Source organism: Phycicoccus jejuensis, from assembly GCF_044797865.1.
Classification (GTDB): Bacteria; Actinomycetota; Actinomycetes; order Actinomycetales; family Dermatophilaceae; genus Phycicoccus; species Phycicoccus jejuensis.
Genome location: NZ_CP085209.1, coordinates 1,476,158 through 1,491,234, shown reverse-complemented (window position 1 = coordinate 1,491,234; position 15,077 = coordinate 1,476,158). Strand labels below are relative to the sequence as shown.

Sequence of the window (15,077 nt, the reverse complement as noted above, 5' to 3'; positions counted from 1 at the left end):
GCGCGAGGATGGGCCCGATGTCCCGCACGCTCGTGGCGTTCCACGCCCATCCCGACGACGAGGCTCTCCTGACGGCCGGCACGATGGCGAAGGCCGCCGCGGAGGGCCACCGGGTCGTGCTCGTGCTCGCCACCGACGGCGGCGCCGGCCTGGCCGCCGACGACCTGCGCCGCGACGGCGGGCTCGGCACCCGACGCCTGCACGAGGCGGAGCTCTCGGCCGCGGCGCTCGGCGTGGCCCGGGTCGAGTGGCTCGGCTACGCCGACAGCGGCTCCGGCCCGGAGCCCGAGCCGGACGCCCCCGGCCTCACCCGGTTCTGCCGGGCGCCGCTCGAGGAGGCCGCGGAGCGCCTGGCCGCCGTGCTGCGCACGGAGCGCGCCGACGTCCTGCTCTCCTACGACGTCAACGGCGGCTACGGGCACCGCGACCACCGGCGCGTCCACGAGGTCGCCGCCCGCGCCGCGGTCGTCGCCGGCACCCCGCGGGTCCTCGAGGCCACGGTCCCGCGCGACACGATCGTCCGCGCGATCCGGATGCTCACCCGCGTCTACCCCTTCCCCGCCGAGTTCGACCCGACGAGCTTCGAGCGCGCGTTCTCGGCGCGGCGCGACATCACCCACCGCGTCGACGTCCGCCGGTACGTCGCGGCCAAGCGGGCCTCGATGCGCGCGCACGCGTCGCAGGCCACCGGCGGGGGCGCGGCCGAGGTCGGCGCGGGCGGCCAGACCGGCGACCGCACCCTCGCGGCGTTCCTGCGCATCCCGCGTCCCCTCTACGATCTGGTCTTCGGGCGCGAGTGGTTCCGCGACCCGTCACGACCGGCAGGGGGACCCGTGGCCACCGACGTCTTCGAGGGGCTGCCGTGAGCGCGCCCTCCGTCGCGACGCCGCGGCACGGCCGGCAGCTGCTCCAGTTCGGCCTCGGGCTCGCGCTCGCCGTCGTCCTCCTCGTCTGGGGCCTGCCGTTCTTCGCGAAGACCTCGTGGGGCGACATCTGGGGCGTCATCAGCACCGTGCCGCCGCTGCACGTCATCGGCTTCCAGCTGCTCATGCTGCTCGGCCTGTACTGCTACACCTTCACCTTCACCGGGTCGCTGCGCGGGCTGACGCACGGCAAGGCGCTCATCATCAACCTCTGCGGGTCGTCGGTCTCGAACCTGCTGCCCGGCGGTGGCGCAGTCGGGCTGGCCGCCACGTACGCGATGTGCCGCTCGTGGGGCTTCTCGCGGCGCGCGACGTCGACCTCGGCGATCGTCACGGGCGTCTGGAACGTCCTCGCCCGGATCGCGCTGCCGGTCGTCGCGATCCTCGTCCTCGTCGTCGGGGGCGTCACGCTCCCCCAGGCGCTCTCCGACCTCGCCGTCGCCGGCTCGCTGACCGGGCTCGCCGTCATCGGCGCCGTCGCCGGGATGCTCGCGAGCGAGCGGGTGGCCCAGCGGGCGGGGGCGCTCATCGACCGCGCGCTGCGCCCGCTCGTGCGCCGGCGCCGCCCGCACTCGACGATGAGCGTCGCGGACCTCGTGAGCGACCTGCGCGGCCGGATCATCGACGTCGTCCGCTGGCGCTGGTGGTCGATGACCCTCGGGATGGTCGGCTTCTTCGGCGCGTACTACGTGCTGTTCGTCCTCGTGATGCGCGAGACGGGGGTCATGCTCCCGCTCAACCTGCTCTTCGCGGCGTACGCCATCGGCCGGCTGCTCACGGCCGTCGGCATCACGCCGGGCGGGGTGGGCGTCACCGAGGCCGCGACGACGATCGTCCTCGTCGGGTGGGGCGCCGGCAACGCCGAGGCCACGGCCGGCGTCGTGCTCTTCTCGATCATCACCCACCTCATGGAGGTGCCCCTCGGCGGGCTCGGGTGGCTGCTGTGGTCGCTCAGCGCCAAGTCCGAGCCCCCCGCCGAGGGCGAGGAGCCGGTCTTCGCCCGGCCCGCCTGAGGGGTTCTCGGGCTCGTTCCGTCAGCCGGCGAGGAACGCCGCGACCGCGCGGTGCAGCGCCGCGAGGTCGACGACGTGGACGAGCTCGCGGGTCGAGTGCATCGAGAGCAGGCCGACGCCGATGTCCACCGTGGGGATGCCGAGCCGGGTCGCCGCGATCGGGCCGATCGTCGAGCCGCCGGGGATCGTGTTCGGGTTGACGTAGTGCTGGAACGGCACGCCGGCGCGCTCGCAGGCGGCGGCGAAGAGCGCCTCCCCCCGGGCCTCGGTCGTGTAGCGCTGGCGGGCGTTGACCTTGAGCAGCGGGCCGCCGCCGGGGCGCGGCCGGTTCGTGGGGTCGTGCTTCTCGGGGTGGCCCGGGTGCACGAGGTGGCCGGCGTCGCTCGAGAGCAGCCACGAGGAACGGAAGGCCCGCGCGACGTCGGAGCGCCCGGCGCCGAGCCCCTCGAGAACCCGGCCGAGCACGTCCTCGAGGAACGGTCCGCCGGCGCCGGTCACGGAGTCCGAGCCGACCTCTTCGTGGTCGAACGCGGCGAGCACGGGGATGTGGTCGGTGTCGGCCGGCGCGTCGAGGAGGGCGCGCAGGCCGGCGTGGACGCTCGTGAGGTTGTCCATCCGCCAGGACGCCAGCAGGTCGCCGCGGGCGCCGATGCGGGCCGGCTCCTGGGTGTCGGCGAGGAAGAGGTCCCAGGCGACGGCGTCGCCGACGAGCTCGCGCAGCCAGTGGGCGCGGTCGTCCGGGGCGGGGCCGTCGGCCGTCCCGACGACCGGCAGGAGCTGGCGCTGCACGTCGGGGGCGAACCCGTCGTTGACCGCCCGGTCGAGGTGGATCGCGAGGTGCGGGATGCGCGCGACCGGGCCGGAGCGGACCAGGCGCGTGCTGCCGTCGGCGTCGACGACGCGGCCGGCGACGGCGAGGTCGCGGTCGAACCAGGACGGGAAGGTCGGCCCGCCGTAGACCTCGACGTTGAGCCGCTCCCAGCCGTGCTCGCGCACGACCGGGTTGGGCTTGAGGCGGAAGGTCGGGCTGTCGGTGTGCGCGCCGAGGATGCGGAAGGGCGTCGTCGCGCCGGCGCCCTCGGGGACGCACCAGGCGATGACCGCGCCGTCCCGGACGACGACGTACGCACCGGGCGCGCTCGGCCAGGCCTGCCTCTCGTCGAGCTCGGTGAACCCGCCGGCGACGAGGTGGTCGCGGGCGACGGCGGCGGCGTGGAAGGCCGTCGGCGAGGCGATGACGTACTCGGCGAAGGCGGCGGCGACGGCGTCCGGGGTGCTCTGACTCACCCGCCCATCCTGTCAGCCGCGCCCGTCACGCACCCTCCCCACCCCGTCCCGGCGCCGGCTACACCGCAGTACGTGTCGCCGGCGCAGCAGTTACTGCGGTGTAGCGCGCGATGGGATGCGCCGGAGGAGTCAGCGGGTGCCGACGAGGCGGCGCACCTGACGCTCGCGGGCCTGCGTGGCGAGGGGGTCGTCGAGCTCGGCCGGCTCGAAGGGGCGCCCGGTCGCGCGCTCGGCGGCGACGGCGATGAGCGCGTCGGAGACCATCGGGTTCGCGGGCAGCAGCGGGCCGTGCAGGTAGCTGCCGATGACGTTGAGCCGGCGCGCGCCCTCGGTGCCGTCCTCGCCGTTGTTGCCGTGGCCGGCGAGCACCCGCCCGAACGGCTCCTGCCCGCTGCCGAGCACGGTCGAGCCGGAGTGGTTCTCGTAGCCGACGACCCGGCCGAGCTCGGTCTCGAGGCAGACCGGCCCGATCATCCGCTTGTCGTTGCCGCGGGTCGTCACGTCGAGGATGCCGAGCCCGGGCAGGACCTGGCCGCCGACGGTGTGGAAGCTGTTGCCGAAGAGCTGGTACATCCCGCAGATCATGAGCATCGGGACGCCGTCGGCGGCCAGCGACTTCAGGGTCGGGCCGATCGCCGCGAGGTCGGCCTCGACGCGGGCCTGGCCGGAGTCCTGGCCGCCGCCGCCGGTGAACAGGTGCGCGTCGCGCCGGAAGTCGCTGCCCGGGTCGTGAAGGACGACCTCGGCGGTGTACCCGTGCCGGCGGATCCGCCCGGCGAGCGCGTGCGTGTTGCCGCGGTCGCCGTAGATGCTCATCTCGCGCGGGTAGAGGTGGACGAGGGTGATCGTCCCCTTGCTCGTCCCGGCCGGCTCGTAGCGCTCGGTCGTGCTCATGCGGGCGTCTCCTCCCCGAAGCGGTCGAGGCCGTGGCGGGCGGCGAGGGTGCGCCGCAGCGCCATCATCGCCGTGTAGGTGCAGAAGATGCGCTTGGGCTCGTCCGGGTGGGCCGCGAGCAGGGCGTCGAGGGCCTCGTCGAGGTCGGGGACGACCCGGTCGGTGTGGACGTCGTCGTAGTGCAGGCGCAGCGCCATGTCGTAGGCGCGCACCCCGCTCGTCAGCGCGACGCCGCGCTCGCGCAGGCTCGCGAAGCTGACGTCGTAGAGCCACGAGACGTCGCGGCCGTCGGCGTCGTTGTCGTTGATGGCGACCATCGTCGCGACCGGCGTCGTGCCGTACGTGCTGAGGGCGACGCCGAAGCCGGCCGGGTTCTTGACGAGGACGAGCTCGAGCGGCTGGCCGTCGACCATGACGACCTCGCCGCGCCCGAACGGCGGGCGCACGGCCGCGAGCGCCTCGGCGGCGGTGGCGGCGTCGAAGGCGTCGCCGAGCAGCAGGCGAGCGGTCGTCGTGGCCGCGGTGGCGTTGATCATCGCCGCCAGGCCGCGCTGCTGGAGGGTGACCGGGCCGACGACGACGTCGTCGAACACGACGTCGAAGGCGCGCTCGTCGCGGGGGCGCAGGCGGGCGTCGCCGGGGCCGGGCTCGTACGTCGTCGGCTCGTCGTCGAAGCGGGCGTCGTGCTCGGTCAGCTCCGGCAGCCGGTCGGCGATGGACGCGTCGAGCCCGAACCAGCGCACGGGCACGTCGACGGCGCCGGCCGCGCGGGAGATGAACGGGTCGTCGGCGTTGGCGACGACGCCCTCGGTGCTCGCGGCGCCGAGCCGCGCGAGGAGGTCGGCGGTGTGGTCGATCTCGGCGAACCGGTCGAGCTGGTCGCGCGCGACGTTGAGCAGGAGCGAGTGGGTCGGCGGGACCTCGGCGATGAAGCGCATCGCGTGCGCCTCGTCGAGCTCGACGACGGCGAGGTCGCTGCGCAGGCGACCGCTGACCGGCAGCTGCGGCAGCATCTCGGACAGCACGCCGCGGGTGAAGTTCGAGCCCGTCGGGTTCGTGAAGACGCTGCGGCCGTGGGCCCGCAGGAGCGCGACGAGCATCTTCGTCGTCGTCGTCTTGCCGTTGGTGCCGCTGACGACGACGATGCCGCCGCGGACGTCGGCGAGCGCGTGCCGCAGGATGCCCGGGTCGATCCGCTCGGCGACGAGGCCGGGGAAGGCCGACCCCCCGCCCCGGCGTCGGGCGATGGCTCGTGCGGTCTTGCCCGCGACGACGGCGGCGGCCGTTCTCAACACGCGGCCAACCCTAGCCAGAGACGCCGCCCCGGCTCGCATCCGACCCCGCCCCCCGGCGCATCGACATTTCGGGGTCACCCCGAAATGTCCACGAGACCCCGGTTCGGAACCGGGGTCTCGTGGACGAACCGGGGTCTCGGGCCGACGCCCCGCCCGGATGGCGCCGGCCGGTCAGCCGGGCAGGTGCGCGTCGAGCCAGCGGACGACGTCCTCGGTGACCTCGTCGCGGTTGGTCTCGTTGAACAGCTCGTGCCGGGCGCCGGGGTACAGCGTGCAGGTGACGTCGGTCAGCCCGGCCTCGCGGTACTGCTGCGCGACGGCCCGCGGGCCCTTGCCGCCGTCGCCGACCGGGTCGGCGTCGCCGCTGACCAGGAGCACCGGCAGGTCGCGGCGCACCCGCGCGACCTTCTTCGGGTCGTTGATGCCGGCCAGCCCACCGAGCAGGTCGACGAAGAACCCGGAGGTGAAGGTGTTGCCGCACAGCGGGTCCGCGACGTAGGCGTCGACCTCGTCGGGGTCGCGCGAGAGCCAGTCGAAGTCGGTCCGGGTGGGCTTGAAGGCGGCGTTGTACTGGCCGAAGGTCAGCTTGTCCATCAACGCGCTCTGGTGCCGGCGCCCGCGCAGGCGGGCCTCGCCGGCGGCCACGGCCGCCCCCACCTTCCCGAGCAGGCCGGGGTCGCCGGCGGTCCCGGACAGGACGAGCCCCGCGAGCCCGCGGGAGTCCTCGACGACGAGCGAGCGGCTGAGGAAGGAGCCCATCGAGTGCCCGAGGAGGAAGACCGGCAGGCCGGCGTGCTCGGCGCGGGCATCGGCGATGACCGCGCGCAGGTCCGCGACGACGGCCCCCCATCCCTCACGGTCGGCGAAGTAACCGTGGTCGGCGGCCGACGCGGTGCGCCCGTGCCCGCGGTGGTCGGGGGCGTGGACGGCGTAGCCCGCGGCGGTCAGCGCCTCGGCCAGGCGGGCGTACCGGGCGGAGTGCTCGGCCATCCCGTGCGCGACGACGACGACGCCGCGCGCGTCACCGTCCGGCAGCCAGCGGTGGACGAAGACGGCCGTGCCGTCGGTGGCGGTGACGCTCGTCGTCGAGCTCTCCATGGATGACCGTCCTCGGGGGTGGGTTACCGGCGGGTACTGCCGCCCAGCCTGCCACGCCGCGCCCCGCTCGGGGAGCGCGTCCCGCGGGTCACTCCCACTCGATGGTGCCCGGCGGCTTGCTCGTGACGTCGAGGACGACCCGGTTGACCTCGCGGACCTCGTTGGTGATGCGCGTCGAGATCTTCGCGAGCACGTCGTAGGGGATGCGGGTCCAGTCGGCGGTCATCGCGTCCTCGGACGACACCGGCCGCAGGACGACCGGGTGCCCGTAGGTGCGGCCGTCGCCCTGGACGCCGACCGAGCGGACGTCGGCGAGCAGCACGACCGGGCACTGCCAGATCTCGCGGTCGAGGCCGGCGGCCGAGAGCTCCTCACGGGCGACCTGGTCGGCGGCGCGCAGGATGTCCAGGCGCTCGCGCGTCACCTCGCCGACGATGCGGATGCCGAGGCCGGGGCCCGGGAACGGCTGGCGCCAGACGATGCCCTCGGGCACGCCGAGCTCGAGTCCGACCTGGCGCACCTCGTCCTTGAAGAGCAGCCGCAGCGGCTCGACGAGGCTGAACTGGAGGTCGTCCGGCAGGCCGCCGACGTTGTGGTGGCTCTTGATGTTCGCCGTGCCGGTGCCGCCGCCGGACTCGACGACGTCCGGGTAGAGCGTGCCCTGGACGAGGAACTCGACCGGGTGCTCGCCCTCGTGCGAGCCGACGATGTCGCGCGCGGCCTGCTCGAAGACGCGGATGAACTCGCGCCCGATGATCTTGCGCTTCTCCTCGGGGTCGCTGACGCCGGCGAGCGCGGAGAGGAACTGCTCGGAGGCGTCGACGGTGACGAGGTCGACCCCGGTCGCGGCGACGAAGTCCTGCTGGACCTGCTCGGCCTCGCCGGCGCGCAGCAGGCCGTGGTCGACGAAGACGCAGGTCAGCTGGTCGCCGACGGCGCGCTGGACGAGCGCCGCGGCCACCGACGAGTCGACCCCGCCGGAGAGGCCGCAGATGGCCCGCTTGTCGCCGATCTGCTCGCGCACGGCGCCGACGAGCTCCTCGACGACGTTGGCCGCCGTCCACGAGCCCGAGAGTCCGGCGCCCTTGCTGAGGAAGTTCTCGAGCACGCGCTGCCCGAAGGTCGAGTGCATGACCTCGGGGTGCCACTGGACGCCGTAGAGCCGGCGCTCGTCGTCCTCGAAGCCGGCGACGGGCGCGCCGGCGGTCGTGGCCGTGACGCGCATCCCGGCCGGGGGCTCCTCGACGGAGTCGCCGTGGCTCATCCACACCGACTGGTCGGACGGCTGGCCGTTGAAGAGCGTCGAGCTCGTGTCGGTGATGGTCGCGGGCGTGGCGCCGAACTCCGACAGGCCCGTGCGGGCGACGCTGCCGCCAAGGGCGAGGGCCATCGCCTGGAAGCCGTAGCACATCCCGAAGACGGGGACACCGGCCTCGAGCACGGCCGGGTCGAGGCGGGGGGCGCCCTCCTCGTACACCGACGACGGGCCGCCGGAGAGGATGATCGCCGAGGGCTGCTTGGCGAGCATCTCGTCGGCCGGCATCGAGCTGGGCACGACCTCGCTGAAGCAGCTGGCCTCGCGCACGCGCCGGGCGATCAGCTGCGCGTACTGCGCGCCGAAGTCGACGACGAGGACGGGCCGGTCGGCGAGGTGGATGGGCTCCCCCCCCTCGACCACGGCGTGGGAGGGGTCGACGGGCGAGGGGTCGGCGGGCAGCTCCGGGGCGTCGCTCACGGCGTCAAGGCTATCGGCGCGCGGCGGCGAGGCTCGCCTCGACCTCGCCGGCGACCCTGCGCTCCACCCAGAAGGAGAGGAACGGCACGCAGCCGGCGAGCATGACGAGGACCATCTTCCCGAGCGGCCACCCGACCTTGAAGCCGAGCAGCGCGGTCGCGACGAGGTAGACCATGTAGATGAAGCCGTGCGGCTGCGGCCACCAGTACAGCGGGTTGTCCTGGCCCTTCATCTGGAAGCCGTAGGACAGGACCATCTCGACGACGAGCACGAGCAGCCCGATGCCGACGATGAAGGCCATCACCTTGAAGAAGGTGAGGCGGGGGCGGACGGCGTCGACGTCCTCGGGGGCGATCGCGGTGCCGGCGCGGCCGGCCTCAGGAGTGCTCACGGGCTCCATTGTCACCCGTCGTCGCGATGGCGGGTGCAGCGGTCCGCTCGTGCGCCTCGCGCACCATCCGCCACCACAGCCAGAGCGCGAACGCGGCGAAGACCCACCACTGGACGGCGTAGGCGGCGTTGCGCCAGGTGACGCCCGTCGGCGCGAGCGGGGTCGGGACCTTGGTCAGCTGCGGGCCGGTGGCCGGGCGCTCGGCGGAGAGGAAGACGAAGGCGTTGTAGAGGTCGCCCGGCCAGGTGTTGACGAGCACCGAGGTGTCGACCGAGGCGATCTCGCCGGGGCCGGGGGTCACGGCGTCCGTCGGGGACTCGGAGGGGGCGAGGCCGCCCTCGAGGGTGAGGGTCCCGGTGGGCGGGGCGCCGGCCTGCGCGGGGTCGGTGACGAAGCCGCGGAGCACCGGCAGGGTGCCGCCGGTCGCATCGACGAGGAACGGGGTGACGACCCAGGACCCGGCGCGGCCGTCGAGCCGGCGGTCGGGGACGAGGACCTGCCCGTCGACGTAGCGGCCGCTGACCGTGACCGGCCGCGACGACAGCTCGCCGGGGAAGGGCTCGTGCGGGCCCAGCACCTCGGTGAGGGCGACCGGCTTCGCGGCGCGGGCCTCCTCGACGGCCTCGCGCTGGGCGTTGCCCTCGGCCACCCCGAGCTGCCAGCGGCCGAGCTGGACGAAGACGACGCCCACGACGAGGACGAGCCCGAGCAGCCCGAGGAACCTCGGGGTCAGGGCCGTCCGCAGCACGCTCCCGAGGGTACGTGAGCCGGCTGGACGCCCGGCCGGCCGGGGACGGTGCATCGGCGGCCGGCCGACGGCCGATGGTGGTGCGCCGGTGGGCGACGGAAGATGGTGGTGCGCCGGCGGCCCGGGACCCCGGTTCGTCCGCGAGACCCCGGAACCGAGCCGGGGTCTCGTGGACATTTCGGGGTGACCCCGAAATGTCGAGGCGCGAGGGGGTGTTGGGGCACGTGTGAGCAGCAGCCCGGACGCCCGCGTCGTCACCGCCCTGCACGTCGCCCCGGGGCGCCGGCTGCCGATGCGCGCCCTCGACGCCGTGGACGCCGAGGCGGGCGCCGGCCTCGTCGGCGACCGCTACCACGGCTCCCGCCACCGCCACGTGACCGTGCAGTCCGCCGACCAGCTCGCCGAGGCGGCCGCACGCCTCGGCTCGCCGGTCCCGCCCGCGGGCACGCGCCGCAACGTCACCGTCTCGGGCGGCCGCGTCGTCTCCGTCCCGGGCGCCCGCGCCCGCCTCGGCGGGACGCTGCTCGAGGTCGTCCGCGTGGCGGCGCCCTGCCGCATCCTCGACGACGAGGTGGCCCCCGGTGCCGCGGCCGCCCTGCACGACCGCGCCGGCACGGTCTTCCGGGTGGTCGAGGGCGGGCGCATCACCGTCGGCGACACCTACGAGGAGCTGCCCTTCGACCCCGCCGAGGCGGCCGAGCGCGCCGCCCGCTCGCGCGCCGCCGCGGCTCCCCCGCGCGCACACCGCCTGCCCTGACCGAAAACCGTTGGCCCGAGCGCCGACCCCGCCTCTAGCGTGGAGAGCACCATGCCGACGCACCCCTCCCCCTGGTCGTATGGCGTGCGACCCGACGACCTGCCGCCCACCGGCGCCGACCGCCTCCTCGTCTGGCTCGCACGCCGCCAGTGGCGCACCCTCGTCGCGGGCGCATGCTTCGGCATCCCGTGGATGCTCTCCGTCGCGCTCGTGCCGGCCGCCGTCGGCCGCGCCGTCGACGACGGCATCGTCGCGCGCGACGGCCGCGTCCTCGTGCTCTGGTCGCTCGCGGTCGTCGGCCTCGGCCTCGTCTCCGCCGCCGCGGGCAACGGACGCCACCTCTTCGCCGTCCGCAACTGGCTGACCGCGGCGTTCCGCGCGGGCACCGTCGCCGACCTCGCCGTCCGCCGCGCCGGGCCGGCGCTGACCCGCCGGATGCCCGCCGGCGAGGTGCTGGCCAGCTTCACGAGCGACTTCGGCCGGATGGGCCACAGCTTCGACGTCTTCGCCCGCTTCATGGGGGCCGTCGTGTCGTTCGTCGTCGTCGCGGTCATCCTCCTGCGCGGCTCCGTCCTGCTCGGGCTGATCATGCTCGTCGGCGGTCCGCTGCTCGTCGCGTCGCTCGCGTTCGTCATGAAGCCGCTCCAGCGCCGCCAGACCGCCCAGCGCGAGGAGGCCGGCCGGCTCACCGCGCTCGGCGCCGACACCGTCTCCGGGCTGCGGGTGCTGCGCGGCATCGGCGGCGAGGACACCTTCCTCGAGCGCTACCGGAGCCAGTCGCAGACCGTGCGCCGGGCCGGTGTCCGGGTCGCCGGCACCCAGGCGACCCTCGACGCCGCCCAGGTCCTGCTGCCCGGGATCTTCGTCCTCGTCGTCACCGGGGTCGGCGCGCACCTCGCCGTCGACGGCCGGATCAGCGCCGGGCAGCTCGTCGCCTACTACGGCTACACCGCCTTCCTCACCATCCCGCTGCAGACCGCCGTCGAGATGGCCGACAAGCTCATCACGACGCGCGTGGCCGCACGACGCATCTCGCGCATCCTCGCCGTCGAGCCCGACCACCCGGTCGGACCGGCCGGGCCGGCCGGGCCGGCCTCCGGCGCAACGGTTCCGGCCGGCCCGCTCGTCGACCCCGCCTCGGGCGTCGTCGTCGAGCCCGGTCGCCTGACGGCCCTCGTCGCCGCCCGTCCAGAGGACACCGCCGCCGTCGCGGCCCGGCTCGGGCGGACCGTCGCGGGCCGGCACGGCGTCACGTGGGGGGCCACGGCCCTGGACGACCTCGCCGTGGCCGACGTGCGCCGGCTCGTACTCGTCTCGCAGCCCGACCCCCGCCTCTTCAGCGGTCCGCTGCGCGAGGCCCTCGGCGGCCCGGACGACGACGCCCGCCGGGTGGCGCTCGACGTCGCCGACGCGGCGGATGCCCTCGCGGCCGTCGAGGGCGGCCTCGACGGCGAGCTCGAGGAGCGGGGACGCTCGCTCTCCGGCGGGCAGCGCCAGCGCCTGGCCCTGGCCCGCGCCCTCCTGCGCGACCCGGAGGTGCTCGTCCTCGTCGAGCCGACGAGCGCGGTCGACGCGCACACCGAGGCCCGCATCGCCGAGCGGCTCGCGGCGCACCGCGCCGGCCGCACGACCGTCGTCGTCACCGCCAGCCCGCTCCTGCTCGACCGGGCCGACGTCGTCCACCTCGTCGAGGACGGCGAGGTCGTCGCGACCGGCACCCACCGGCAGCTCTCGCGGGAGTGCCCGGCCTACCGGTCGGTCGTCGTCCGCGGCGAGGAGGACTGATGTCGCCCCTGCGCGGGAACACCGACCACGCGCGCCGGACCCTGCCCATCGCGGCCGGGCCGGTCGTGCGCGCCCACGTGCGCGTCCTCCTGCGCGAGCACCGGGGGGCCCTCGGCCTCGTGCTGCTCTGGCACCTGCTGGCCGCGGTCGTCGGGCTCGCGGCGCCCTGGGTGGTCGGCCAGGTCGTCGGGCTCGTGACGACCGGTCGCGCGAGCATCGACAGCATCGACGTGCTCGTCGGCCTGCTCGCCGCCGCCCTGGTCGCCCAGACCGCGACGACGTGGGTGGCGCGGCGCAGCTCGTTCGTCCTCTCCGAGCAGGTCTTCGCCCGGCTGCGCGAGGACTTCGTCGCCTCGGCCGTGCGCCTGCCCCTCTCGACCGTCGAGCGGGCCGGCACCGGCGACCTGCTCGCCCGCACGACGAACGACGTCGACGCCATCAGCTACGTCATCCGCTTCGGCGTGCCGACGATGGTCGTGTCGGTGACGACGGTGCTCGTGACCGGCGTGGCGACCGTCGTGGCGTCACCGCTGGCGGCCCTGCCGCTGCTGCTGACGCCCCTGGTGTGGTTCCTCCCGACCCGCCGCTACCTGCGCCTCGCGGGGCCCGGCTACCTCTGGGAGCACGCCTCGTACGCGCGCCTCAACGGCGTCGCGGCCGAGACCGTCGAGGGCGCCGCGACGGTCGACGCCCTCGGGCTCCAGGCCGAGCGCGGAGCGCGCTTCGACGAGGCGCTCGCCGAGGCGCACGATGCCGAGCGCTACACGATCGGGCTGCGCCTGCGCTGGTTCCCGTGGCTCGAGGTCGGCTTCTTCGCGCCCGTCGCCGGCGCGCTGCTCTGGGGTGGCTGGCTCGCGTGGGAGGGCGTCGTCCCGGTCGCCACCGCGACCGCGGTCGTCCTCTACGTCCAGCGGCTGCTCGACCCGCTCGGCGAGCTCATCGAGCTGCTCGACGAGATCCAGTTCGCCGCGACGTCGATGTCGCGCATCCTCGGCGTCGGCGAGGTCCCGGCCGACCGGGTCGCCACCGGCGCGACCCCGGACGGTGAGGACCTGTCGGTCGAGCACGTCCGGTACGCCTACCGCGAGGGGCAGGACGTCCTCCACGGCGTCTCGCTCGACCTGCGCCCCGGGGAGCGGCTGGCCGTCGTCGGCCCGTCCGGCGCCGGCAAGTCGACGCTCGGGCGGCTTCTCGCGGGCGTCGACGGCCCGCGCACCGGGCGCATCACGGTCGGCGGCGTGCCCCTCGTCGACCTCGAGCTCGACGCCCTGCGCGGCGAGGTCGCCCTCGTCACGCAGGAGCACCACGTGTTCGTCGGGACGCTGGCCGAGAACCTGCGCCTGCCCCGGCCGGCGGCGGACGACGCCGAGCTGCGCGCCGCGCTCGCCGCCGTCGACGCCCTCGACTGGGCGCAGGCCCTCCCCGAGGGGCTCGCGACCCGTGTCGGCTCCGGCGGGCACCCGCTGACCGAGGCGCAGGCGCAGCAGGTGGCCCTCGCCCGGCTGGTCCTCGCCGACCCGCACACGCTCGTCCTCGACGAGGCGACCTCGCTGCTCGACCCGCGCGCCGCGCGCCACCTCGAGCGCTCGCTCGGCGCGGTGCTCACCGGCCGGACCGTCGTCGCCATCGCCCACCGGCTGCACACGGCGCACGACGCCGACCGGGTGGCGGTCGTCGACGACGGACGGGTCCGCGAGCTCGGCACCCACGACGAGCTCGTGGCGGCCGACGGCGACTACGCGGCCCTGTGGCGCTCCTGGCGCGACGAGGGCTGAGCGCGGCTGCTCAGTCGCGGGCGGACGCGGGCTCCGGCGCCTCGTCGTCGTCGGTCCGCGGCTGGTAGCGCGGGTGGAAGTGCGCGGGCTCCTCGCCCGCCTCGACGGCCCGCCGCTGGCGCACCCGGCGCACGACGAGCCAGACGAGCACGAGCAGGAGGACGGCGACGACGCCGCGGCTCACCGGCGAGACGTACTGCTCGACGACGTCGTAGTTCTCCTGGAGGCGGAAGCCGAGGGCGATGAAGGCGGCGTTCCAGATGCCGCTGCCCAGCGCGGTGAGGGCGAGGAAGCGCGGCAGGGGCATCTGGTCCATCCCGGCGGGGACCGACACGACGGACCGGATGAACGGGATGAACCGGCCGACGAGGACGACGACCGAGCCGTGCTTGTCGAAGAACCGGAAGCCGCGGTCGAGGTCCTTCTGCCCGAAGAGGAGGAACCAGCGCTTGCCGGCCAGCTGGTAGAGCCGCTCGTAGCTGAGGGCGTAGCCGACCCAGTAGAGGACCGCGGCGCCGAGGAGCGAGCCGATCGTCGCGCACACCCAGGCCAGCGGCGCGTTGAGCCGGCCGTCGGCCGCGGCGAACCCGGCGAACGGCAGGATCACCTCCGACGGGATGGGCGGCAGGATCGTCTCGAGGGCGATGAGCCCGCCGACCCCGACCTCGCCGACGGACCCGATGATGTCGACGACCGGACCGGTGATGCTCTCCACGGGGACAACGCTACGGGAGGTCGACGGCCCCGTCGGACGCCGCGACGCCCTCCGGTCGGTGGCGGACGGTGGCGGCCGTCAGCCGGCGAGGGTGAGCACGACCCGGACGGCACCGCCCTCGGCCAGCCCCTCAGCGGCCCGGACGGCCTTCTTGACGGGCAGGACGTAGGCGGCCTGCTCGGCCGAGGGGAAGAGGCTCGTCAGCCAGGTGGTGCCACCGACCCGCACGCGCACCCGGACCGACCCGAAGCCGCCGGTCGCGTCGCCGACCGCCTCGTCGACCTCGTCGCTGACCTGCGCCGGCACCGTGACGAAGTGCCACGAGCCGTCGCGCCACCGCCACAGCGTCGCCTCGAAGGACCAGGTCCGCTCGTCCACCACGACGGCCATCATGGCGCGGCCCACCGACGACGGGGCGTGGCCGGAGCCCGGCCTCAGCGCGAGGGTGCCTCGTGGACCACCGACGGGCCGGCGGTCGGCAGGTCCCCCGCACCCGCGGGCGTGGCGAGGAGCAGGACCGAGACGGCGCTCGTCGCGGCGATGGCGGCGACGAGGCGCGCTCCGAGCGGGCCGAGGCAACGGCGCTCGCCGTACCCACCGGGGGTGGCCCGGTGGTGCGGGGGCTGGAACACGACGACCTCCGAGGACGGACGACTGGGTC

Annotated in this window: 15 protein-coding genes; 5 read left to right on the top strand and 10 right to left on the bottom strand. The window is 75.1% G+C overall.

Going from position 1 to position 15,077, the window contains the following annotated elements:
- The first annotated feature begins 8 nt into the window (after nt 1-8).
- Entirely contained in the window at nt 9-866 is an 858-nt protein-coding gene (locus LG324_RS07045; RefSeq protein ID WP_404352691.1) for a PIG-L deacetylase family protein, read from the top strand.
- Entirely contained in the window at nt 863-1,936 is a 1,074-nt protein-coding gene (locus LG324_RS07040; RefSeq protein ID WP_404352690.1) for a YbhN family protein, read from the top strand. The genes LG324_RS07045 and LG324_RS07040 overlap by 4 nt, the downstream gene beginning before the upstream one ends.
- 21 nt (nt 1,937-1,957) lie before the next feature.
- On the opposite strand, the gene LG324_RS07035 is transcribed toward LG324_RS07040, so the two are convergent.
- From LG324_RS07035 to LG324_RS07005, 7 genes are all read right to left on the bottom strand, one after another.
- On the bottom strand, nt 1,958-3,223 hold the full coding sequence (locus LG324_RS07035) for a M18 family aminopeptidase (protein ID WP_404352689.1): 1,266 nt from the start codon (nt 3,221-3,223) through the stop codon (nt 1,958-1,960).
- 129 nt (nt 3,224-3,352) lie between these two features.
- The gene (locus LG324_RS07030) at nt 3,353-4,117 is read right to left on the bottom strand and encodes a type 1 glutamine amidotransferase (RefSeq protein ID WP_404352687.1); all 765 of its coding nucleotides are present in this window, start codon (nt 4,115-4,117) and stop codon (nt 3,353-3,355) included.
- Nucleotides 4,114-5,412, bottom strand: a complete 1,299-nt coding sequence (locus tag LG324_RS07025) for a Mur ligase family protein (RefSeq protein ID WP_030528795.1) — start codon at nt 5,410-5,412, stop codon at nt 4,114-4,116. The genes LG324_RS07030 and LG324_RS07025 overlap by 4 nt, the downstream gene beginning before the upstream one ends.
- Before the next feature lie 171 nt (nt 5,413-5,583).
- Entirely contained in the window at nt 5,584-6,510 is a 927-nt protein-coding gene (locus LG324_RS07020; RefSeq protein WP_404352686.1) for a lysophospholipase, read from the bottom strand.
- A gap of 88 nt (nt 6,511-6,598) precedes the next feature.
- Nucleotides 6,599-8,188, bottom strand: a complete 1,590-nt coding sequence (gene guaA, locus LG324_RS07015; protein ID WP_084696836.1) for a glutamine-hydrolyzing GMP synthase — start codon at nt 8,186-8,188, stop codon at nt 6,599-6,601.
- Between the two features lie 67 nt (nt 8,189-8,255).
- Nucleotides 8,256-8,546, bottom strand: coding sequence for a DUF3817 domain-containing protein (locus LG324_RS07010; protein WP_226905171.1), 291 nt, complete (start codon nt 8,544-8,546; stop codon nt 8,256-8,258).
- Nucleotides 8,547-8,622: 76 nt separating this feature from the next.
- Complete coding sequence (locus tag LG324_RS07005) at nt 8,623-9,384, bottom strand: SURF1 family protein (RefSeq protein ID WP_404352684.1); 762 nt, start codon at nt 9,382-9,384, stop codon at nt 8,623-8,625.
- A 226-nt stretch (nt 9,385-9,610) separates the two neighbouring features.
- On the opposite strand from LG324_RS07005, the gene LG324_RS07000 reads away from it, so the two are divergent.
- The 3 genes from LG324_RS07000 to LG324_RS06990 are packed head-to-tail and all read left to right on the top strand — an operon-like array spanning nt 9,611 to nt 13,701.
- The gene (locus LG324_RS07000; protein ID WP_404352683.1) at nt 9,611-10,141 is read left to right on the top strand and encodes an MOSC domain-containing protein; all 531 of its coding nucleotides are present in this window, start codon (nt 9,611-9,613) and stop codon (nt 10,139-10,141) included.
- A 51-nt stretch (nt 10,142-10,192) separates the two neighbouring features.
- Nucleotides 10,193-11,926 carry an ABC transporter transmembrane domain-containing protein gene (locus LG324_RS06995; RefSeq protein ID WP_404352682.1) on the top strand — a complete coding sequence of 578 codons (1,734 nt, stop codon included), beginning with the start codon at nt 10,193-10,195 and terminating at the stop codon, nt 11,924-11,926.
- Complete coding sequence (locus LG324_RS06990; protein ID WP_207024677.1) at nt 11,926-13,701, top strand: ABC transporter ATP-binding protein; 1,776 nt, start codon at nt 11,926-11,928, stop codon at nt 13,699-13,701. The genes LG324_RS06995 and LG324_RS06990 overlap by 1 nt, the downstream gene beginning before the upstream one ends.
- A gap of 10 nt (nt 13,702-13,711) precedes the next feature.
- Here the strand turns inward: LG324_RS06990 and LG324_RS06985 are convergent, their stop codons facing one another.
- The 3 genes from LG324_RS06985 to LG324_RS06975 form a co-directional block, all read right to left on the bottom strand.
- Nucleotides 13,712-14,416, bottom strand: coding sequence for a DedA family protein (locus tag LG324_RS06985; protein ID WP_211251015.1), 705 nt, complete (start codon nt 14,414-14,416; stop codon nt 13,712-13,714).
- Between the two features lie 78 nt (nt 14,417-14,494).
- Entirely contained in the window at nt 14,495-14,797 is a 303-nt protein-coding gene (locus tag LG324_RS06980) for a DUF1905 domain-containing protein (protein ID WP_306790189.1), read from the bottom strand.
- A 53-nt stretch (nt 14,798-14,850) separates the two neighbouring features.
- Nucleotides 14,851-15,048, bottom strand: coding sequence for a hypothetical protein (locus LG324_RS06975; RefSeq protein ID WP_404352680.1), 198 nt, complete (start codon nt 15,046-15,048; stop codon nt 14,851-14,853).
- Nucleotides 15,049-15,077: the final 29 nt, after the last annotated feature.

Coding starts and splice junctions, on each gene's coding strand:
- LG324_RS07045 (WP_404352691.1), top strand. CDS start 9: ATGGGCCCGATGTCCCGCACGCTCGTGGCGTTCCACGCCCATCCCGAC.
- LG324_RS07030 (WP_404352687.1), bottom strand. CDS start 4,117: ATGAGCACGACCGAGCGCTACGAGCCGGCCGGGACGAGCAAGGGGACG.
- LG324_RS07020 (WP_404352686.1), bottom strand. CDS start 6,510: ATGGAGAGCTCGACGACGAGCGTCACCGCCACCGACGGCACGGCCGTC.
- LG324_RS07010 (WP_226905171.1), bottom strand. CDS start 8,546: ATGGCCTTCATCGTCGGCATCGGGCTGCTCGTGCTCGTCGTCGAGATG.
- LG324_RS06995 (WP_404352682.1), top strand. CDS start 10,193: ATGCCGACGCACCCCTCCCCCTGGTCGTATGGCGTGCGACCCGACGAC.
- LG324_RS06990 (WP_207024677.1), top strand. CDS start 11,926: ATGTCGCCCCTGCGCGGGAACACCGACCACGCGCGCCGGACCCTGCCC.